Source organism: Methanobrevibacter millerae, from assembly GCF_001477655.1.
GTDB lineage: Archaea > Methanobacteriota > Methanobacteria > Methanobacteriales > Methanobacteriaceae > Methanocatella > Methanocatella millerae_A.
Map to the genome: position 1 here is coordinate 583,967 of NZ_CP011266.1, position 20,451 is coordinate 604,417.

Consider the following 20,451-nt stretch of genomic DNA (forward strand, 5'->3'; position numbering starts at 1 on the left):
TTGAGTTTATCTGTAGGTTCCTTTTTTGTTTCTATTTTCAACTTCACGATTCTTTATATTTAATAATACATTTATTTTTTTCAACAAATATAATAGCTATGATATATAAATAATATAATATGTTAGATAATAAAAATAATAATATTAGTTGGACAAGTTTTTGCCAAGCCATGAACTCAATTGCATTCTGGTTAATCCAGAACAAAAAGAACTACAAAAAACGTGATTACTATCAGGTACTTAATTTAAATGGTAGCTGTAGTGAAATTGAAAAGAAAGCGAAAAAATTAGGTGAAGATAATTTAGTTGTAATGTATACGATGGCATTAATCAAAGATAATACATCCCTAGACTTCCTTCCAAACTTTGTAACTTTAAAAAACGGAGAACAATTAGACAAAGCAGAGTACGTGGATATGGCAATAAGAGTTGAAGCATTCATTAAAGCAAATGGAAGATACCCTGCTATTGTATATAGAATTTCAAAACTTCCAGATTACAATGACTCAACAATGCAGCTATTCATCAAAACATTTAATTATAAAGGAAACACAATTGATGAAGCTTTAGCTATTATAGCAAAGAAGAAATTATACAGCAAATACTTTGATTCTCAAAAAACAGACAAGAAAACAATTAATGATGCAAGTAATGGTAAAGGTTCCAATTGTGTGGACTGGGGACAAGTTTTTTATAGAGTAGCTAAATATTTAGGTTATGATGTCCAGTTTGTCCATGTTAAATGTAGAGTTTCTGGAACTGGCCATATAAGGTTAAGATTGAAACATTCAAAACATACTGAAGGTAATTGGATTATTCGTGATCCCGCTGCAGTAGCAGATACAACTTCAGGAAATGTCAGAGAAATGTGGTGTGAAGATGGATATCTAATAGCATATGATCCTTCATGGATTTTCACAGATTTGTACAGTAGTTAACATAAATGTTAACATCTTTTCATTTTTTAACATTAACATCCGGGCTTGATTTCAAAAGTTACTTTTCAACTGTTTAATATATTAAGAATCATCTTCATAGATATTAACAATATTCAATATAAACTAATAATCATGAAGTTATGGTTTTGTTATTAAAGAGCTGTGTTAAAATGTCTAATCTTAAAACAAGTGAAGAAATTAAAAAACAGGAATTTAAGGATTTGCTATGGAATAAAAAATACTTTAAAGCATTAGATTTCTTTAAAACAAATAAGAATGGTGTAATTTTCGATAAATGGGATGTTCATTATCTAGCAGAAGGAATGTATAAATTAGAATGTTATAAAGAATCTTATGAGCTTCATGAAATGCTTTTTAAAAATGAACCTAATCAATTAGAGATTAATTTTTATGAACGATTAAATGAATCTTGGATTAAAATTAATGAAATGGACTATGATAAGTATTGTGAATGTTTTTATAGTAATTATGTGGATGAAACACCTAAAGAAACTATAAAATATTGTCCAAAATGTGGAAATAAACTTACAATAGTTCTCTATGGTTATATTAATATTGGTGAAGATGGTCTTGGTGAAGACTATATTTTAGGAGGATGCATAGTTGATGATTTTAATACCCTAAAAATTTGTAAAAAATGTGGAGCAAAATTTAATAAATATGATTTATATGGTCCTAATTTAGAAAAAATAAGATCAGAAATACTTACAAAAGAAGAAAGTGCTAAGATAAATAGTATATATGTAGAATTAAAAGATCAGGAGACTCATGGAAGCTTACCAATTCATTTATTAAAATATCTCTTTAAAAATAAATTTGGGATAAATGATTTTGAAAAAATAATTGATAAATTAAAACTTGCAGGGTATTTATATAACCCTATTGAAGGTTATATTAAAATAAAAAAGGATAATTGGGAGGTTGTGAAAGAATGATTGAAAAAATCTTTAATTGGCTAGGTTTAACTGAAGACGATTATTATATTGATGATGAATGCGAAAATGATAGATTTCTAATAAATCATTATGGTATTTTAATTGATAAGAAAAAGAAAAATGCATATTTCAAATTGAATCCATTAAGGTATGAAATAATGAAAGATTTTCCTAATCACGTAGTTGATAAAATCACAGATAGTGTAGCATTTAGAAAAATTGATTACACACGATTTGAATTAACGAATGATAATAAAATTTTAGATAAAATAACTAATAAAGAATATGATGATTTGGAAGAAATTGTATTATTGTTAAATTCCCAAAATCAGTTTATAGACAATATGAAAGATATTATTGATGATCATATCCAATCAGCTAATCGTAATGCTCGTTATGCATCAGAAGTTGGTGACACAGAAGAAATGGATATGCATTTATTCTATAGAAAACAATTCAAAAAAATTAGAAAAGAATACAAAAAACTTATTCCATAAATTTATTCATTTTATATCCAAATAATCATTATTAAATCAAATAGAAAAATTATCTGTTCGTAACATTCATGGATAGTATAATTATTCAAATTATTTTCTAAAAACGCTTCATAATCGTAGTTTAAAATATTATTAGAATTTTAAAAACTCTATGTTAATGCTACGTGATATTCTCAAAATCAAAAAATAAAATGTTTAATTTTAATTAACACTAACATTAAATATTATAACAAGGAATATGGGTTGAAATGTTGAATTGTTTACATTTAAAAATTCAAAAATAAAATATGATTTATATTCTAGGAGAATTTTATTATGGGTAAAAAGGAAGATATTTTAATTGGAAATGTTATTTTTTCAAATAAATGGTATTCTGAAAATTGGTTATTTAAAAATAATTGTGGGAATATTACATTCGCACCAGTATTTAAAAGATGGATTTTCCAATCTGGAGATAGATTTAATGATTATGCATATAATAGTAAATTATTTAATTCCATTAAAGAAAATCATGAATCTATTGAGATGAATGTTCAATTAAATTACAATAAACATAATAAAGAAATTAAAATAGACAATGATTTAAACCTGAAAATTAACCCTGATGTAATTAATAGTTCTTATCATAAGATATTATTTAAACATGAAAATATTGAAGAAATTTGGTTTTATCATATTTATCATTCAAATATATGGTTTATTGATATTTTAGAACCATTTTCCGATTTGAATAATATAATAAATTCTTCTTCAATGGAATTATTGGTTAATGAGATATATTTTGATGTTCTGAAAAATATTTTTGATTCGTATGGGTTCAATGCTTCAAGTAATCTTTCTGAAGGTATGAAAAGACTTGCTGAGTATTCAGAGAAACAATTTTCATTTAAATATTATAATGGAGTAATTATGAATTTAAATCCAAAATAATTCTTTATTAAAGTCCCGTAATTTAATTTTTTTCATCGTGTGAACTTATTTTTTTAATTATAATTTTAAACTCCTATTCGTTGGATAAAATGAATTGTTGAATTTTAATATATAATTTTTAAATTCAAATAATGATACTTTTATATAAAAGTAATAATAAAATATTATATTAATTATTATATACGGGTTGTAATAAATATGGCCAATATAAATAATACCTCATCCTATATGGATGAAGACAAAAAGCAAATAATTAAAGAGTCTAATTATACTTATAGGGATGCTCTTGAAGTTTCAGCTTATCTCATTGAAGTTGGCAAGTTCGAAAGATTCTACAAAGAAATGCAAATCCACGATCTTCAAAAGGAACTTGACGAAATGGAAGATGACGAATAACTTCAAAAAATATATCTCTCGTATATAACTCTTAAAAGAAAACTATTTTTCATAAGCAAAAGTAATATTTATTATTACTTTTATATTTTTTTATAATAAAATTTTATATATAATACATAATAAATTAATATATTATGTTACTTGAAAAAACAAACATCAGTGCAAGAGTTGAAATAACACTCAAAAAAATAGTTGAAGATTCTACTTTTACCCACAAGGATGCATATGAACTTGGAGCTATGCTAATAGCTATTGGAGATGCAGAAAAGACAATAACACAAATACATAAAAATCCTAATTATGAAAAAATTATAAAACAAAGGGAATACAGATTAATCGAAGCAAGAAAAAAGGAACTTGAAAGAGAATTAAGAGATTTATAGGAGGGACTAAACCCTATGGGTCGAGGAAACTCTGATGTTATATATTTTTTAGAACAGCATGAACAGGAAATAATAAACTGCTGCAAGAAAGGAATGAGCAATAACGAAGTCAGAAAATTACTAAAAACAAAATATAATAGAGATGTTGCAGACATTACCTATAGAAAATTCAAAGCTAATTTAAATCTGACTAAAAATGATTTTCTTGAAACATTATTGGATGAAATAATAGCTATGAAAACATCTGGAGCAACAGATGAAAGCGTCAGAAGATGGCTGGCAGAAGAACATGAATTCGAAGTAAGCAGAGCATCATTTTCAAGATTCAAAAAGAAATATCATTTAACAGACAAAGACAAAGACCCAAGAGCAAGAGATAAAGAAGCATTAACAAACAGAGCCATTAACCAAAGACAAATAACAGATAATAATCTTCATCATGATAATATTGACATAGCTATTGATACAATCCTCCAGCAACAGGTCACAGACATTAAGACTGGTCTGGAAAATCTGGATAAGATAACAAAAAATGCAGTGGGAATTGAAATTGACTTTGAAAAACTGGATCAAGAAGTAAGATACCATGCAGGAGAAAAAAGTCTAGCAAGATACTTACTTGATTTGGCTGAATTAAAAATAAGATACTTGGAATTGTCTGTACGTGCATTTGACGCTAAAAACAAATTATTCAAAGATGAAATGGACAGATTATTTAAAAATCGTGTTCTTGAACTGGAAGATAAAAAAATAGAGATGTCTCAAAAGGATATAATGAATGAAATAGAAGTTCTTGCAAAACAAATAGATGATAATAATGTATGATGAAAACGACAAATTTTATTTAGATGCAAGAGACAAAGCTATTCTTCAGAAATGTGTATATGAAAATCCATATATACCATTTAATCCATTTCCAAAGCAAGCAGAAATGGTATTGGCAACAGAAAAGGAAGTATTAATCGGAGGTGCTGCAGGAGGAAGTAAATCAACCAGTTTATTAATGAGGGCATTATTTTATGTTCAGGATGATGTTAATGAATATCATGCGTTAATCTTGAGACGTACTTTATCTGACTTGAAGCGTAAAGGAGCTTTAATTCATAAAGCTAGTCAATGGCTAAATCGAAAGGAAATTCAAAATAATCAAGCTATTAAACCAAAGTGGGATGGAACTGAACACTCATGGACATTTCCAAACGGCAATTCATTAACATTTGGATATTTAAGAAATATCAATGACCTGGACACATACCAAGGTTCAGAATATCAGTTCATAGGCATAGATGAACTAACACAACTGGAAAGATTCAAATACATCTATATGCGCTCACGTGTAAGAAAAACAAAAGACAATAAACTCCCAACACAACTAATGTGCTCCAGTAACCCTGGTAAGCGTGGAAACAAATGGGTACGTGAAAGATTCATAGAAAAAATAGATGAAGACATACAGGACAAATCACAAATAAGATTTATCAGCTCCAGCTATTTGGACAATATCTATTTGGATAGAAAAGACTATGAAGAATACTTAATGGGTCTTGACAGAGTTACACGTGAACAGTTAATGAACGGTAACTGGTATGCTTCAGTTAAAGGTCAGCTATTTGACGAATCAGACTTCCACATAATCTCTTATGATGAATATCTAAAAATTCCAATAGTCAGAATTATCAGGTATTGGGACTTAGCAGCTACTGAAGTACTAAATGATGATAAACTGAAAGGCGATGATCCAGATTATACTGCTGGAGTATTGCTGGCTAAAGATCTATCTGGAAATATCTATATTTTAGATTCATACGAATTTCAGCTCGAGTCAAGAAACCTGATTAATGAAATACTAAATACGGCAGCACGTGACAATTCGGATGTTCAGTATATTGAATTAGATGGGAGTACAGGTAAAAACTTTGGATTACTTATAATTGATGAGCTAACGAGAAGAGGATTCACTACCGGTGTTGGTAACTCAAGAGAAAATAAAGTAGATCGTGCAAGAAGAGTTTCCGCTGATATCCAACTGAATGGAATTTACCTTGTTGGAAAGGATAGAACAGGGTTCACCAAAAAATGGGCCATGGAATTTCTAGAAAAAATTACAGCTTATCCAAATGAAGCTATTCATGATGACTGTGTAGTGGCATTTACTGGAGGATATGAAAAAATAGCTAGTGAAAAACAAACTCAGAGAGTTGATGTAGATAAATGGTATTCTACATAAATATTATTTTAATAGCTTGGTGATGTTCTTTTTCTAAATTAGCTTTTGCTAAATTTATTATATTCTGAGATGTGGTCCAGTAGATTAGATATGTCGCTAGAAGAGATTATATTTTTCTCATCGAATAAATATTCAACTGTTTGTTTTTTTGAATAACTATAAATTGAATAATATTCTTTAATCAACTGTAGATCATTTTTAGATATTTTTGAAGAAAGTTCTTTCAATAATTGGAGCCTATAAGAATCTAAAATATTTAATAATTCTTTTTTAGAATATTGGGAATCAATTATACGATCTGCTAAAACATTATCACTACAATTTTCCAATGAAAAATATTTTTTTAATAAGATTTTTTGTTTATAATTTAAGTCTAAATCATATAAAAGATTGTTTCTAAGATGGTTTCTTGTTGATGTAAGTTCATTTATTAAAGCATCCTTTGAAAAATTATTGTTTATTAAATAATTTACAAAATTTTTTTTAGAATTCTCAAATCTAAAAATAACTAAATACCTATATTTTTTATTTAAATCATTATAGAATTCATTAAATATAATATCATAAATTTCTTTTTCTTCATGTTCCTCAATTAAAGATTTTAAAATATCTGATTTAGAATCTTTATCAATAGAAAAATGTTTCTTTAAAAAACTTAATGTAGAATCATCAATATTAATATATAATATTTTAAATAATCTGTTTTTTTCTTGTTTTTCTAATATTTTTAATCTTAAATCCTCTTCAATAAGTTGTAATTCTTTATTTAATTTTTTTAAATCAGATTCAATAGTTGGGATAAATTCTTCTTCTAGTTGTTTAATATTAAATATTATATCTATTTTTTCATCCTCATTACAATTAGATAATATTTCTTTTTCTTCTGAAAGTAAATTAGTTAGTGATTTAAATTTCTCTCGTTTTTCCGAGATTACTTTTAACAAAGATTTTAATTCATTTTTTTTGATTTCAATATCTACGTCCAACCCACTTTTAAAAATAAGGTCTGCTTTATTTTCATTGCATGAGCGACATAATGTTTGAAGGTTATTAATACTATTTGACCCGCCTGCAGCAAGTGGGATAATATGGTCAATAGTTAATTCTGCACCATTATTTTTACTAGCACCACACATTTGACAACGATATCCATCTCTTCGATAAACTTTATCATACATTCCTTTAGGAAGTTTTATTCTACCTTCTCTTTCTTCAAGCGGAGTCCCACACATATCACAAAATTTTGACCTTGAATTTCTTTTTTGACGACATTTAGGACAATATTTTTCCATTTAATCACCGAATTAAATAATTCCATCTTATCTAAATAATTTTGGATGCTATGATTTTTCTTTTATAATGGGTCACATATGCGGATTCCATTATATTAATGTCCCATATATTGATTATTATTTAATATTTATAGTAACAAGTTAATATCAATTACTGTTAATATGATTATAGCTACTACTTGTTAATCAAAAGAATATTTAGAATTTCAGTTCAGGGGTTGATAAAATTTAGGCACTATTATCTGTACTGGGACTTAGTAGCTACTGAAGTACTAAATGATGATAAATTGGAATGTAATAATTCAGATTATACTGCAGGAGTTTTATTAGCTAAAGATTCAAAAATTAATATCTATATTTTGGATTCGTATGAATTTCAGCTTGAGTCAATGAATTTAATCAATGAAATCATCAATAATGTAGCACATAATAAGGTCGATGTGCAATATAGTAATGTAGATGAAAGTATAGGTAAAAACTTTGAATTCTTAATTATTGGTGAGTTAACAAGAATATAACTTATTAATTATGCAGGTAACTCAAAATAAAATAAAATTAATGGAGTAATGAGAGTTTTCGTTGATATTCAACTGAATGGAATATGCCTTGTTGGGGAGGATGGAAGTGGGTTCACCAAAAAATGGGCCATAGAATTCTTGGAGAAGATAACTGCATATCCAAATCAGACCATTTATGATGACTGTGTGGTGGCATTCACTGGAGGATATGAAAAAATAGCTAGTGAAAAGCAACCTCAAAGAGTTGATGTAGATAAATGGTATTCTACGTAATTATAATTTTTAATTTGTTAATATTTTTTTAGAATTTTTAATTTTTTTCAAAATGAATATTTTAAGGTTGTGGATTAATATTTATATATCATTGTGCAGAAATATTATAGTACCTGAGAGAAAAGCAGTAAATATTTTTTATAGTATACGGGCAAAATCCATTTTACAAAGTTTTTTAAATTAATAAAACAATATTTTTATTTAATTTTACTTTTAATCTATTATAATATGGGTGAGAAGTGCATGGAAGAATATTTGATGGAAACACCAAGCATTGATTACATGAATCCTCTTTTTCAGGATAAGGTTCGGGAATTGATGAATCAATCTGAAGATAATCTGGATTATATAAAACGATGTTACATCTTTGTTAGGGATGAAATTTCTCATTCATGGGACATTAAAACAGATGTGGTTTCAAGAACTGCCAGTGAGGTGCTTGAAAATAAAACTGGAATCTGCTGGACAAAATCTTGTCTTCTTGCAGCACTTCTAAGAGCAAATCAGATTCCATCAGGCATCAGTTATCAGTTGCTTACAAGAGCGGATGATGCAAGTGAAGGTTATATGATTCATGCTTTAAACACTGTGTATATAAAGGATTTAGATAAGTGGATCAGACTTGATGCTCGAGGAAATAAGAAAAATATTAATGCATTTTTCAGTTTGAATGAGGAACGCTTGGCTTACACAATCCGAAGTGAACTTGGTGAAATTGACTATCATGATAACCATGCAGATTTGGATGAAAGATTGGTTAATATTCTGATGCAAAGTGTGGATATCTTGGAGCTTACAACTGATTTTGAGTTTTAGTTAGAATTTCATTAATATGTGTTTTTTCATAAAGTCGCACTTTGAAAATGTTTATTATTAATAAAAATTATAAGATTAAATAACGACCATTACATTATGGTGATTTTTCATGGTTTTTACTATTGATGATATTAGAAAAAGAGTTATTCCAATTGTAATTAAATATGGTATAAGTACTTTTAGTCTTTTCGGATCTTACGCTCGGGAAGAGGCCAATGAAAATAGTGATTTGGATTTTGTAATGGATAAAGGTGATTTGAAAGGTCTGCAATATGTTTCTTTAGTCCAAGATTTGGAAGATGAATTTAATTGCCATGTTGATGTAGTTAGTAAAGGCAGTTCAAATAAAAAATTTCTCGAAGCAATAAGCAAGGAGGAGGTTCTTTTATATGAACGAGAAAGATAAAAGAAGTGCAGAAACCATAATTGACTATTGTGACCGTATTGCTGATTATTTAAATCGATTTGATGATGATAAAGAAATTTACATGTCTGACAGTTTATATAAAGATGCTTGTGCATTAGTTATAATCCAAATGGGAGAATTTGCCAATAGATTTTCAGATGAATTTCTTGAAGAATATGATGGAATTGAATGGGGTCAATTAATTGGATTGAGAAATGTCACTGCCCATAATTATGAAAATATAATTGATGATATAATTTGGGAAGTTATGCATGATGATGTTCCAGAAATTAAAGAATATTTAGAAAAAATTCTTTATCATTAAAGTTATCTTCAATTCAAATATTAAAAAAGTAATAAATATTTTGTATAGTATACGGGCAACAAAAGATATATCTTATTTTTTGTTTATTTTACTTATTAATTTGTAATATTAAGTTTATTCTTTATTAACCTAATATAATTTATTTGATGATTTTATTGGTTGCAATATATTGGTATTTTTAAAAAACTAGTCTTTTTTTTAAGGAATTAATTGGTCTTTTTTAGTAGGTATTTATATATTGTATGGTTTTTTTAGTATATTGACTTTAAAATTCTTTGAAAAATTATTAGGAAAACCATTCATTAACTATTTCATATTCTATGTTTCCATAATGAATTCCTCCATACTGATGTTAACAATTAATGAAGAATATTAAAAATATAATTTTAAAAATTGAATAAGGATAAATTTGTTAAACAAATTTTGATACATCCCTATTCAACATATAACTTGGTTGGTACTGTACCGGCCAAAACATCCTATGAGGTTATATAATCCTATGGGCATCAAGTATATAAAAGTTCTATCCATTACTTATTATCAAATTAAAACAATATTTCATTCTAAAAACAATTTTATATTCCAAAAACAATGTTTATTTTTAAAAATAAGAAAGTATAAATAGTTTTAAAATAAAATATCTAATTCTAAAACATTACTATAATAAGATCTATTGATGGTGTTTTTATAGGTGGTTGATAATATGAAATTATTTGAAAAACCAGGTTATGAAACTATAATTGGAGATGGCAGACATTTAACGGAATATATGAAAAATCTAATCAAAGAAGGTAAGATTTCAGAAAGTGAGGCAATGTCAATTAAAGATAGATTAAAAAATGGATTTGAGAATGGCAGTATTAAAGAAGAAGAGCTAATTCTTAGGGCTCATGAAATGTTTTCTGATTTTCCGTATGATTATATATGGTTCTTTGGGAATGTTATGTCAAAGGATGAAACCTGTCCGATATGTCTTGAAAAAATGGATTATAAAGAGGGTTCTTGTAAAAATTGTGGTTTTGATCTTGATTTAGTTCATTTAAGTTTAAAAGAGTTTGAAATGATGGATATTTTCGCAGATTTTGTTGATTCACATGAAGACCTTAAGGATACAAAAGACATGCTTTTAGAAAATGATTATTATGGGGACCATTTATATAATGATTTGCTGCTCCAAATATTTTTGGATGATTCCTTAAAAAGGGAATATGATAGCCTTCATTTAAATAATTTTGTGGATTTGGATGAAATGTATGCTGATTTTAAAGAGGATACATCTGAAGAAAATTACTCCCAAGAGAATGCTCAAACAACTTGTATGGATGAAATTGAATTTTGTAAAATGGCTGACAATAAGTATCGTCTAATCCCAAGGGTTGATGATTCATATGTCATGCCTGTTGATTTGAATAGATTTAAACTTTATACTCTTGTTGATGAATGTAATGATGCAGATTTTGCATTATATGATTTGTCTTTTGTCCCATGGTGTTTTAGACAACAACTTAGAGATTTGTCCTTTGAAGGAGGATTTTTGACTCATAATGCCTGTAAAGCTAATTGGCAGGATTTTTCAAAAGACTTGAGGCGTTGGCAATTGAAAGAATTTTTAGAAAAACATGGTATTGATGCCACGGGCAATAAAAAACATCTTGTTCAAATAATTGCTGAAAGTAATTTGCCATTAGAAGAATTCGTGTCTGAAAAAACATTTTTAACACAAGAATCTTATGATTACTTGAAAGAATATGAATGGATTCAATTTTACATCGATAATCTTTATTATTTTGATTTTTTAGACTTTTTTGATTTTTTGGATAATCATAATGGCAGTATTGAGGAGATTTCTCTAAAATACTTGGATGAACATATTAAATTAGCTGAGGAGTCATTGGATTTTGATTATATCATGAGGACTTATGAATCCAAAACAAGAATTCTTCATTCAATTTTAAAATTGGATGAGGCATTGGAATGTGATATTCGAATATTGCATTTAAATATGAATCCTATTTGCTTACCCAATTATAGCTTTTCTTCACATGTTCCTTTAGATTCTGAAAATATTTCAAATCTAAAAGAAGCAAAATCAAAATATGGGGAGGAAGTAATCTTCAAATCATTTAATAAAAATTGGAATTTTATGGGTTTTAAATCAATAATCATTCCTAAAAATGATGTTTGGGATTATTTAATTAACGCATTAAATTCTAAAGATCAGAATCATGGAAGTAAAAAAATTCGTGAAAAATATTTCTTGTCTTTTTAAATTGATAATAATAGGAGTTTTAAATAATTGGGTGTGAATACATCTAATCATATGTTTTTTCGTAAAGTCGCAGTTTGAAAATGTTTATTATTAATGAAGTTTATATCTTATAATACAATTAGGAATAGGAGGAGATTTATTTGCAAGAAAGTAATGAATTAGATTCAACATGTGGAATTTCTGATGAAGAGCTTACAGAAAGATTTAAAGCATCTATTAAAATAGATCAAGATATTTGTAAAATTAAAGGACTTCCTATTGCTGGTTATGATGATGAACTTGATTGTCCTTACATAGAATATCCTGATGGGAAAAGAGAGTATGTCAAAGAATAAGAAAAAACTTCCATAAATTATTGTTTTTACAGTCGTTATGAATGCTATTTTGTATAATTGTGGCTAAAATCTATTTTAAGGACTTTATTTACTTTTTAAAGTGTAAATAATTTTGTCATGTTTTTCAATATTATAAATTTTATTGAATATTCTTTTATATATTATCATTCAATATATTGAATATATATTTATATAATAGTGTTCAATATATTATCAAAGAGGTGATTTAGTATGAATCCTGATAATGAAGATTCAATTCATGATTTTTTACAAAGCCAAATAACAGATACTCCTTTATCTCTAAACAATGAGTTATCAAATAGGGGTGTTAAATTTAATCATAGGGATGATTTTGAAGAAATAAGAACATTTATAGATGAATTCATCGATGGAAATAATGTTAATCGTTATATTGTATTGCCGGGTCTTAGGGGTGTTGGAAAAACAACAATCTTATTTCAGGTATATGACTACTTGTTGAATCAAAAAAATATCCGTCATGAACAGATATTATATTTTTCCTGTGAGGAACTAAATAAAATAGAAGATTGTGACATCTATGATACCATCAAATATTATCTAAAAACATTCCATAACTCCTCACTGCAGACACTTGATGAAAAATTATTCTTATTAATTGACGAATCACATTTTGATAAAGATTGGTCACTTTCAGGTAAAATAATCACTGATAAATCTAAAAATATATTTGCGATTTTTACAGGTTCATCAGCAATAAATCTTGAATATAATGCTGAAGCCGCAAGAAGGATGATACGATATCCAATAACTCCCCTAAATTATTCACAACATTTAAAATTAAAATATAATTATCACACAGATATTTCCAATGATTTGATAGATTTATTATTTAATGGCAATGTTGATAATGCAATCATAAAAGAAAAGCAGGTAAATTGTGATTTATTAAATCTAAAAAATTATCATTCAATGGATTGGGATAATTATTTTAAATTTGGAGGATTTCCGTCAGTGATGCATGATACGAATCACAGAAATGCATTTAAAAAATTATACTACTCAGTTGAAACTGTGGTGACAAAAGATTTAGGGACAATGAATAACCTGACTGCAAATACACAAACAAATGCATTAAGATTAATGAAATTTTTGGCGGAAAAATATCCTGGTGACATTTCACAAAATGCGCTTGCAAATAAAATCAAAACTTCTGCAGGAAGTGTTAATACAATAATGGACTTACTTGAAAAGACTCATTTGATATTTCACACAGAACCTTATGCAGGTGCAAATGCAAGAGCAAAAAAATCATGGCAGTATTATTTTGCAACACCAAGCATAATGCATGCAATAAATCTCAAATTCGGATTTTCATCTATAAAATTGAGTGAATATGAAGGAATATTGCTTGAAACATTAGTCGGATCAAACCTTGTTAATTTGAAAAATAGTGAACAGTTCTTTGAATTCAGTATATTCTACGATACATATAAAGTGAAAAAGCAAAAGGTTGATTTTATAATAAAAAAAGATTTTGATGAAGTAATCCCAATAGAAGTTGGACACGGTAATAAAGGTACTGATCAAATTAAGGATGCAATAAGACGTTATAAAGCTCCACATGGAATTGTTATATCTGATACAACAAAAACAATTGAAAAAGTTGATAATGTAATATTCGTGCCAATAAAAACTTTCTCATTAATGTAAAAACTATTAAAATTTGGGAAATATTATTTATTTTCCATTTTTTGTATATGGTGTAGTGTGTTTAAATATTATTATATCATATTAATTGTGTAAGAGCGAAAAGTAGTAAATATTTTGCATAGTATACAGGCAACAAGATTTTTAAATGATTTATGGTCTTTATAATATTTATTATACTTTAATATTTCTTTCAGCATATAATGACTTGGTATTGGTTATCTGTTAATCATTATTCATTCTTATCTTCCTAAAAAGAGTTTTTTTTATTAAATATTTACTTTTTATAAGTTTTGAAAAAAATCGCACTGACTCCCCCATATTCATGACCAATTGGGTTCACATCATGCACCTGCTGTGTTAGAGTTAAATTCCTGTCCTGTTGTACACTTAACAATAAAAGTAATGAATACTGCTACTTCTGTGGAATTAAATTAATGGAAGATGATGTGGGGATATTGTTTCATCCGAAAAGTCAACAGATTAAATGGTTATTTTAATATTGAAATGTTTATATGTGTCTTATTTATATAATATTATTATGCAATTAAGAAAATTTATCATTTTGTTAATTTTTTTGCTTTTCATTTTAACGATTTCTAGTGTAGATGCTAAGGATTTAAACACTACTGATTCAGTGATGTTAAGCAGGGATTCAAATCAAACTGAGATATTGGACAGTTCACATGTTAATCAGTCCATTTTTTCTTCGGATGCAACAAATGCGAGTGAAGCTTTTTCAAGCTCTTATTCACTGCAAAATGATAAAGCGGAAGGTGTATATGGAATTGTGGATTTCGGCACCAATGTACTTACATTGAACATATATGATGTAAATAATAATGAAATAACAAAGATTTTGGTTATGTCTGAAACATCTGTAATTTCTAACTACACTCAAGACAACAGGTTAACTCCTCAAGGAATTGAAAAATTAATATTTCAATTAGAAAATTACTCTGAGATAATGCGGTTAAATGGAGTAACAAATGAATATATTTTCGCAACATCCAGTTTAAGGAATTTGGACAATCGTTATGAAGTTGTAGTTGCTGTAAAAGATAGATTGGGCATTTATATCAATGTTATTAGTGAGGAAAAGGAAGCGGAATTCGGATTTAGGGCGGTTCGGGAAATGGATTTGACTACTGATAATGGTTTGCTTATTGATTTGGGTGGGGGAAGTTGTGAAATTACTTATTTTATAAACAAGACTTCTATAACCGATGATGCTATACCTTTTGGGTCCAACTCCGCATATAAGCAATATGTCAGTGGAACTTTCCCCAATGAAACGGAAAGACTCGAAATTAAAAACAGGACATTGGACGAACTAAAAAAATTAGCAATTAAATACTCTTCATATGATGATTTGTTCGGTAATGGGGGCACGGTTTACACCATAAAGTTGATGTTGATATCCTTAGGTTTTATAGATAAGAACGAAAGTTTTGTCCCTGTTTCAAAATTAGATGAACTTTTGGATAATATCAAGGATGACACTGAAGAAAATCGTCAAAAGATAATTGATGTTGCACCTAACAGGCTTTATACCTTAATTCCAGGAATCATAATTTTAAAAACAATTCTTGAGTATTATAATGTTAAATATCTCCATTTCTGCAGTGGCCAAATTACTGATGGGGTCTTATATGAGCTTCTTGAAAATGAAAGTTCCAAAGACAAACCGGTTGATCCTTCTTCACGAAACGAATCTTCTAAAGACAAACAGAATGATTTTAACTCATCTTCCAACATCAGTTATGAAAAAGCATTGGCTTCATCCAAACTCATCAGCAATCCGACTGGAAATCCTATTGTGGTGCTGATTCTGGTTTTCTTTTCAATTTTTGTTTCATGCTACAAAAGAAAATCTTAAATTCTTTATTTTTTTAAACTAAAAAATAATTTTTAACCAATATGAAAATAGATTATATAATGAATTTATTAGACTATAATTTATAGTATTTTACGAAATGTTCATTCAAAAAAATTTCATCACCCAATTTTTTATAACTACTTTTTTTTGAAAGGGTGTCCTCCAAAATTAAATTTTGAAGTTTGGCGAAAAAAATTTTAGACTAAGAAAAAATAGGAAAATTAAACAAAAATCCATACCACAAAGACCATTTTTAATATGATTATGGACTAGATGCATTTAAATGCCCTGAAAACCATTATTTAAAATTCTATGGAACAAAAACATTTCATTTTTATAGTAAATGGGTCTAATATTAATGTGTGGGGCGAAAAGTACATTATATTTTGTATAGTATTTTGTATGATGAACTTCAGACTCAAAAAAGCAAAAAATATTAAACCTGGCAGGTAGATGAAAATGAAACTTGAAAATTGCCAATACAAAACACATGACAATAACATAATCAACTATTATGGGACTGACAGTAACAATCACATACTCTTGATAATACATGCCCAAAGTGCAAACTCAAGTAGTTATTCTAGTGTAATCAAAAAATTGTCCAAAAAATTCCATTTAATTATAATTGATTGCTATGGGCATGGAAAAAGCTCTCATAACAAGGAAAAATACAATATAATCAGCCAGGGTGATGATTTAATAGAATTTATACAATATAAAACTGCTGAAAAAATATCTATATTGGGTCACTCTTCTGGTGGTCTCATTGCCTGCTATATCGCTTCAAAATCAGATCTTTGCAATAATATGATACTGGAAGACTCTCCACTTTTTTCAAGCGTAGGTGAAAAAAGGTTCAATTATTACAACTACAATGACCTCTCAACGATTTGTCACAATTTCATCAATCAAGAAGAAGAAGAGGATTTTGTGTACTATTACGTCATGAATCAGTACATGTGGAACTTCTTTCCTGAAAATCCAAGGGAAAAAATCAGAGAAAAATCAGGAAAATCTGCACGAAAATATAGGAAAGAACATCCTGACAAACCTCTGAAAATCAGGTTTTGGCCTAAAAAATTCCTAGAAGCATTCAACGGGATGGAGCAATATGATTCTTACTTCGGAGAGAACTTCTACAACGACACATTCAATTGCAACATCGATTACAGCAAACTACTTTCAGAAATAAACTGCAAAACATTATTCATGAAGGCGAATACCAAAATTGCAGATGATGGCATTATTATGGGCGCCCTGACTGATGAGAATCTTCAACAGGTAACCGCCCTAATCAAAAACATTAGGGTGGAATATTTTAACTGTGGGCATGGAATCCATAATGAAAAGAAAAAAGAGTTCGTAAAAAGTGTGATTGGAACCATTGAATGAGTAATATTATATGAATTTGTCAATTAATATAATTAAACATATGTTTTTTATATTTTCATGTTCTAAATATATGTCAGAGCTAAAAGTAGTAAATATTTTGTATAGTATATGAGCAAAATCCATTTTAAGAAGTTTTTTAAATTTATAAATGAATATTATTATTTTATTTTAGTTTTAATCCATTATAATGAATGGTGAAATCACATGGAAAAATTATTTAATGGAAACACCAAGTATTGATTATATCGTATGGCTAAAACTGTTGGAGTTTACATCAATGCTGATGATATAAAAAAATCTAATTCCTGCAGTGATTTGGGGGGATACATTGAAAACTGAAGAACTTAGGGGGTCCATGATTGAGAAAAATAAAGATTTCACATTTGAAACAGTACTTTCCACAGAAGAAATCTTAAATTATTAAAAAAAGCTAAATAAAAATGATATTTTTTTATTGTAATTCTTGAACTTCTAAGTGCAGTGTCCACTGGTAATTGGACAAACTACAATTCATATGATTGCTAAAAATACGCCAATTGGTTCAAGCAATGCTGTTACCATATCATTTGCTACAACTGATGGGGTTGTCGCATAGATTACTGCAAGTTGTGATTGTTCGTGGAAAAATGCCAATGCAATCGCAGCCCAGAAAAGAGTAGTCAATCTCTCTAAAACCATAGCTCCGAAAAATATGTGTCTCGCATCATTTTCATTCTTAATGCATCTGGCAACGATAGGGGATTGTGATGCATGAACACCGGAAATAGCGCCATATACAATAGTAACAAATAAAAATGGAAATATTGCATTGTCAGTCGAGTATAGTCCTTGTGTTGTAAATTCTAGAATCTGGTATGTGGAATTTAAAAGTAGGCTCCTTGTCATCAATATTAATTGGGATGCTTGTTAAATTACCGATTAATGCTATAGATTATGTTGAAAAAACAGCAGCTCCAAGAACTCCTGTTATAATAGTAACAAATGCAACAAATTGTCTAGCTGTTGTTTCAAGGTACTTTAAGATAATTGCAGGCATTGTAAATCCGTCGTTTCTTAAAGACATGAATCCTGAGAAGAAATCATGTGTCGCATCAATAAAAATTGTACCTAAAGTAATCCATAAAAAGCTGTAGACCAAATAAAGCTAACGGAAACTATCAAAAGGGATAATTCAAAATTTCCCGTAAATTTTATCCCGTGGTATTTTCTATTTTGTTGGTTTATATTTACTATATAATAGTGCAGCAAGAGTTGATATCACTAATATAAATATGCTAATTAATGTAATGGATGAATCAGTGAATACAAAGCCTTTATAAAAGTACTCGATAAAAGTCATGAATAATGGGATAAAATACCATTGAGCAACATAAATTCCAGTTACGTGTTTACTTAACATGGTAAATCCATTAATGGGTATGTCGGGTAGAAATTTAGATATATTCCAACAAAAACCTAATAATCCATGAATTAGAATTATACATACTATTGCATCAAGGGTTGTGATAAAATATGCACGTGCATTATCAGAGATGGATCCTGCAGGTGTGGGGGATAAATTACAAAGAATAAATATTAATGGAATAATTAAAAATACAGGCCATAATTTAAAGAACTGGGATTTGTCTTTGACTCTAATGAAATAACTTCCATAAAATATACCTGCTACTGGAAAGATAAACCAATTGAATAATGGAAATGCCGTACATTGGTGAAGGATGGTTCCTATAAAATATCCGAAGAAATAGTTTAAGAAGATATTATTAAAATCAACAAAGCATACAAAACTTCCGATTATAGAAAATACAATTGCCAGAATCAACATTTTTTCATTAGAAATATTAAATCTTTTAAGAATTCCAATAAGTGTGAATGCAACTCCAGCAAATATTAAAATATCGACCTTAAACAATGGCAATAATGTAATCGGAGTATTAGACATATTTAACATATGGCCTAAAACATTTGGGATTATTTGTTCTCCAATATTTACAAAATATCCAATCAACAATAATTCCACGCCTCTTTTAATAAGAAGATCATATTGATTATGTCTTGAGAAAATGATGCCTATTCCCATACAAAACATGAAAACCGGTGCAGCAATGATTGCCACAGTCTGATTTAAAATCAATTCAAATCCTGGGCTAATTGAAATGTTAGAAAAAGATGCAAAAACTATTGCATGACAAAAAATCATGAAAATAATTGCCAATGCTTTTGCAATATCCAATTCCTTTTGTCTTCCAGTATTAACTTTTTTATCTGCTATGAAATTCATTTTTTAAACCCATAAAATAATAGTATAGTTTTCCCAACTTTCAGTATGATTATGTTTTGATTTTTATTTGATATATAATTATGGAATATATTTTTGAATACTTCATTAGGAAAGATTCATTTCAAACAAAAAACATTTTTTAACAGTTCGATATTTCCGAACAGTCCAATAAAACATTATAATATCACACATAATTTAAATTATTATTGGCTAGTTGTTGATTAACATGTTTTTTGGTTGATGATTAATTTTTTAAAGTTCTTTTAATTACTTATTTTCAGGATTTAAACGAGTTTAATTAAAAATAAAAAAAGCAAGTTGGTTGATGATTAAGGTTGATGATTAATGTTTTGTAAAAAATTTTGTCGTTATTTGTTAAGAATGTGGTAAGTATACAATTATTCTTGTAATTGCTATTTGTAATGAAATTTTAATAAGTTATTTACTTCAAATGTGAAATTTTTTATTAATCAAGTCAGACAAAATAGCAAGTATGCGATTTTTCTATTCATTACTTTTTATAAGTAAAATTTTAGTTAAAAATTTATATAATTTGGAGTCTAATATTAATGCGTAGAGTTAAAAGTACATTATATTTTGTATAGTATACGGGCAACAAAATTTTACAATGATTTCTGGTATTTAT

At 27.9% G+C, this 20,451-nt stretch carries 22 protein-coding genes; 18 read left to right on the forward strand and 4 right to left on the reverse strand.

Annotated features, from left to right (window positions below):
• The first annotated feature begins 119 nt into the window (after nucleotides 1-119).
• The 8 genes from SM9_RS12290 (at nucleotide 120) to SM9_RS02355 (ending at nucleotide 6,327) form a co-directional block, all read left to right on the forward strand.
• A complete protein-coding gene (locus tag SM9_RS12290) occupies nucleotides 120-938 on the forward strand; it encodes a transglutaminase-like domain-containing protein (RefSeq protein WP_232299156.1) in 819 nt (272 codons plus the stop codon).
• A gap of 170 nt (nucleotides 939-1,108) precedes the next feature.
• Nucleotides 1,109-1,894 carry a hypothetical protein gene (locus SM9_RS02325; RefSeq protein WP_058738600.1) on the forward strand — a complete coding sequence of 262 codons (786 nt, stop codon included), beginning with the start codon at nucleotides 1,109-1,111 and terminating at the stop codon, nucleotides 1,892-1,894.
• Complete coding sequence (locus SM9_RS02330; protein ID WP_058738601.1) at nucleotides 1,891-2,391, forward strand: hypothetical protein; 501 nt, start codon at nucleotides 1,891-1,893, stop codon at nucleotides 2,389-2,391. Before SM9_RS02325 ends, SM9_RS02330 begins: the two co-directional genes overlap by 4 nt.
• 315 nt (nucleotides 2,392-2,706) lie before the next feature.
• The gene (locus SM9_RS02335; RefSeq protein ID WP_058738602.1) at nucleotides 2,707-3,321 is read left to right on the forward strand and encodes a hypothetical protein; all 615 of its coding nucleotides are present in this window, start codon (nucleotides 2,707-2,709) and stop codon (nucleotides 3,319-3,321) included.
• A gap of 198 nt (nucleotides 3,322-3,519) precedes the next feature.
• Nucleotides 3,520-3,717 (forward strand): hypothetical protein, encoded by a 198-nt coding sequence (locus SM9_RS02340; RefSeq protein WP_058738603.1) that lies wholly within the window; start codon nucleotides 3,520-3,522, stop codon nucleotides 3,715-3,717.
• 134 nt (nucleotides 3,718-3,851) lie between these two features.
• Nucleotides 3,852-4,100 (forward strand): hypothetical protein, encoded by a 249-nt coding sequence (locus SM9_RS02345; protein WP_058738604.1) that lies wholly within the window; start codon nucleotides 3,852-3,854, stop codon nucleotides 4,098-4,100.
• 15 nt (nucleotides 4,101-4,115) lie between these two features.
• On the forward strand, nucleotides 4,116-4,925 hold the full coding sequence (locus SM9_RS02350; RefSeq protein WP_058738605.1) for a hypothetical protein: 810 nt from the start codon (nucleotides 4,116-4,118) through the stop codon (nucleotides 4,923-4,925).
• Entirely contained in the window at nucleotides 4,918-6,327 is a 1,410-nt protein-coding gene (locus SM9_RS02355; protein WP_058738606.1) for a phage terminase large subunit, read from the forward strand. Before SM9_RS02350 ends, SM9_RS02355 begins: the two co-directional genes overlap by 8 nt.
• Nucleotides 6,328-6,365: 38 nt before the next feature.
• On the opposite strand, the gene SM9_RS11615 is transcribed toward SM9_RS02355, so the two are convergent.
• On the reverse strand, nucleotides 6,366-7,619 hold the full coding sequence (locus SM9_RS11615; protein WP_083495811.1) for a zinc ribbon domain-containing protein: 1,254 nt from the start codon (nucleotides 7,617-7,619) through the stop codon (nucleotides 6,366-6,368).
• Nucleotides 7,620-7,798: 179 nt separating this feature from the next.
• On the opposite strand from SM9_RS11615, the gene SM9_RS02365 reads away from it, so the two are divergent.
• The 10 genes from SM9_RS02365 (at nucleotide 7,799) to SM9_RS02410 (ending at nucleotide 17,524) form a co-directional block, all read left to right on the forward strand.
• Nucleotides 7,799-8,137 carry a hypothetical protein gene (locus tag SM9_RS02365; protein ID WP_157064645.1) on the forward strand — a complete coding sequence of 113 codons (339 nt, stop codon included), beginning with the start codon at nucleotides 7,799-7,801 and terminating at the stop codon, nucleotides 8,135-8,137.
• Nucleotides 8,138-8,185: 48 nt separating this feature from the next.
• Nucleotides 8,186-8,410 (forward strand): hypothetical protein, encoded by a 225-nt coding sequence (locus tag SM9_RS02370; RefSeq protein WP_058738608.1) that lies wholly within the window; start codon nucleotides 8,186-8,188, stop codon nucleotides 8,408-8,410.
• A 243-nt stretch (nucleotides 8,411-8,653) separates the two neighbouring features.
• Nucleotides 8,654-9,226, forward strand: a complete 573-nt coding sequence (locus tag SM9_RS02375; RefSeq protein WP_058738609.1) for a transglutaminase-like domain-containing protein — start codon at nucleotides 8,654-8,656, stop codon at nucleotides 9,224-9,226.
• A 109-nt stretch (nucleotides 9,227-9,335) separates the two neighbouring features.
• Nucleotides 9,336-9,632 (forward strand): nucleotidyltransferase family protein, encoded by a 297-nt coding sequence (locus tag SM9_RS02380; RefSeq protein ID WP_058738610.1) that lies wholly within the window; start codon nucleotides 9,336-9,338, stop codon nucleotides 9,630-9,632.
• Nucleotides 9,616-9,957 carry a HepT-like ribonuclease domain-containing protein gene (locus tag SM9_RS02385; protein WP_058738611.1) on the forward strand — a complete coding sequence of 114 codons (342 nt, stop codon included), beginning with the start codon at nucleotides 9,616-9,618 and terminating at the stop codon, nucleotides 9,955-9,957. The genes SM9_RS02380 and SM9_RS02385 overlap by 17 nt, the downstream gene beginning before the upstream one ends.
• 703 nt (nucleotides 9,958-10,660) lie before the next feature.
• A complete protein-coding gene (locus SM9_RS02390; protein WP_058738612.1) occupies nucleotides 10,661-12,226 on the forward strand; it encodes a hypothetical protein in 1,566 nt (521 codons plus the stop codon).
• 140 nt (nucleotides 12,227-12,366) lie between these two features.
• Complete coding sequence (locus tag SM9_RS02395) at nucleotides 12,367-12,561, forward strand: hypothetical protein (RefSeq protein ID WP_058738613.1); 195 nt, start codon at nucleotides 12,367-12,369, stop codon at nucleotides 12,559-12,561.
• Between the two features lie 231 nt (nucleotides 12,562-12,792).
• The gene (locus SM9_RS02400; RefSeq protein ID WP_058738614.1) at nucleotides 12,793-14,253 is read left to right on the forward strand and encodes an ATP-binding protein; all 1,461 of its coding nucleotides are present in this window, start codon (nucleotides 12,793-12,795) and stop codon (nucleotides 14,251-14,253) included.
• 538 nt (nucleotides 14,254-14,791) lie between these two features.
• Nucleotides 14,792-16,129 carry a Ppx/GppA phosphatase family protein gene (locus SM9_RS02405; protein WP_198144414.1) on the forward strand — a complete coding sequence of 446 codons (1,338 nt, stop codon included), beginning with the start codon at nucleotides 14,792-14,794 and terminating at the stop codon, nucleotides 16,127-16,129.
• 459 nt (nucleotides 16,130-16,588) lie between these two features.
• On the forward strand, nucleotides 16,589-17,524 hold the full coding sequence (locus SM9_RS02410; protein ID WP_058738616.1) for an alpha/beta hydrolase: 936 nt from the start codon (nucleotides 16,589-16,591) through the stop codon (nucleotides 17,522-17,524).
• Nucleotides 17,525-18,034: 510 nt separating this feature from the next.
• On the opposite strand, the gene SM9_RS02415 is transcribed toward SM9_RS02410, so the two are convergent.
• From SM9_RS02415 to SM9_RS02425, 3 genes are all read right to left on the reverse strand, one after another.
• Nucleotides 18,035-18,409 carry a carbon starvation CstA family protein gene (locus SM9_RS02415; protein ID WP_058738617.1) on the reverse strand — a complete coding sequence of 125 codons (375 nt, stop codon included), beginning with the start codon at nucleotides 18,407-18,409 and terminating at the stop codon, nucleotides 18,035-18,037.
• A 46-nt stretch (nucleotides 18,410-18,455) separates the two neighbouring features.
• Nucleotides 18,456-18,662 (reverse strand): carbon starvation CstA family protein, encoded by a 207-nt coding sequence (locus SM9_RS12565; protein WP_083495812.1) that lies wholly within the window; start codon nucleotides 18,660-18,662, stop codon nucleotides 18,456-18,458.
• 69 nt (nucleotides 18,663-18,731) lie between these two features.
• On the reverse strand, nucleotides 18,732-19,805 hold the full coding sequence (locus SM9_RS02425; RefSeq protein WP_058738619.1) for a heparan-alpha-glucosaminide N-acetyltransferase domain-containing protein: 1,074 nt from the start codon (nucleotides 19,803-19,805) through the stop codon (nucleotides 18,732-18,734).
• Nucleotides 19,806-20,451 lie beyond the last annotated feature (646 nt).

Coding starts and splice junctions, on each gene's coding strand:
- SM9_RS12290 (WP_232299156.1), top strand. CDS start 120: ATGTTAGATAATAAAAATAATAATATTAGTTGGACAAGTTTTTGCCAA.
- SM9_RS02325 (WP_058738600.1), top strand. CDS start 1,109: ATGTCTAATCTTAAAACAAGTGAAGAAATTAAAAAACAGGAATTTAAG.
- SM9_RS02330 (WP_058738601.1), top strand. CDS start 1,891: ATGATTGAAAAAATCTTTAATTGGCTAGGTTTAACTGAAGACGATTAT.
- SM9_RS02335 (WP_058738602.1), top strand. CDS start 2,707: ATGGGTAAAAAGGAAGATATTTTAATTGGAAATGTTATTTTTTCAAAT.
- SM9_RS02340 (WP_058738603.1), top strand. CDS start 3,520: ATGGCCAATATAAATAATACCTCATCCTATATGGATGAAGACAAAAAG.
- SM9_RS02345 (WP_058738604.1), top strand. CDS start 3,852: ATGTTACTTGAAAAAACAAACATCAGTGCAAGAGTTGAAATAACACTC.
- SM9_RS02350 (WP_058738605.1), top strand. CDS start 4,116: ATGGGTCGAGGAAACTCTGATGTTATATATTTTTTAGAACAGCATGAA.
- SM9_RS02355 (WP_058738606.1), top strand. CDS start 4,918: ATGTATGATGAAAACGACAAATTTTATTTAGATGCAAGAGACAAAGCT.
- SM9_RS11615 (WP_083495811.1), bottom strand. CDS start 7,619: ATGGAAAAATATTGTCCTAAATGTCGTCAAAAAAGAAATTCAAGGTCA.
- SM9_RS02370 (WP_058738608.1), top strand. CDS start 8,186: ATGAGAGTTTTCGTTGATATTCAACTGAATGGAATATGCCTTGTTGGG.
- SM9_RS02375 (WP_058738609.1), top strand. CDS start 8,654: ATGGAAGAATATTTGATGGAAACACCAAGCATTGATTACATGAATCCT.
- SM9_RS02380 (WP_058738610.1), top strand. CDS start 9,336: ATGGTTTTTACTATTGATGATATTAGAAAAAGAGTTATTCCAATTGTA.
- SM9_RS02385 (WP_058738611.1), top strand. CDS start 9,616: ATGAACGAGAAAGATAAAAGAAGTGCAGAAACCATAATTGACTATTGT.
- SM9_RS02390 (WP_058738612.1), top strand. CDS start 10,661: ATGAAATTATTTGAAAAACCAGGTTATGAAACTATAATTGGAGATGGC.
- SM9_RS02400 (WP_058738614.1), top strand. CDS start 12,793: ATGAATCCTGATAATGAAGATTCAATTCATGATTTTTTACAAAGCCAA.
- SM9_RS02405 (WP_198144414.1), top strand. CDS start 14,792: ATGCAATTAAGAAAATTTATCATTTTGTTAATTTTTTTGCTTTTCATT.
- SM9_RS02410 (WP_058738616.1), top strand. CDS start 16,589: ATGAAACTTGAAAATTGCCAATACAAAACACATGACAATAACATAATC.
- SM9_RS02415 (WP_058738617.1), bottom strand. CDS start 18,409: ATGACAAGGAGCCTACTTTTAAATTCCACATACCAGATTCTAGAATTT.
- SM9_RS02425 (WP_058738619.1), bottom strand. CDS start 19,805: ATGAATTTCATAGCAGATAAAAAAGTTAATACTGGAAGACAAAAGGAA.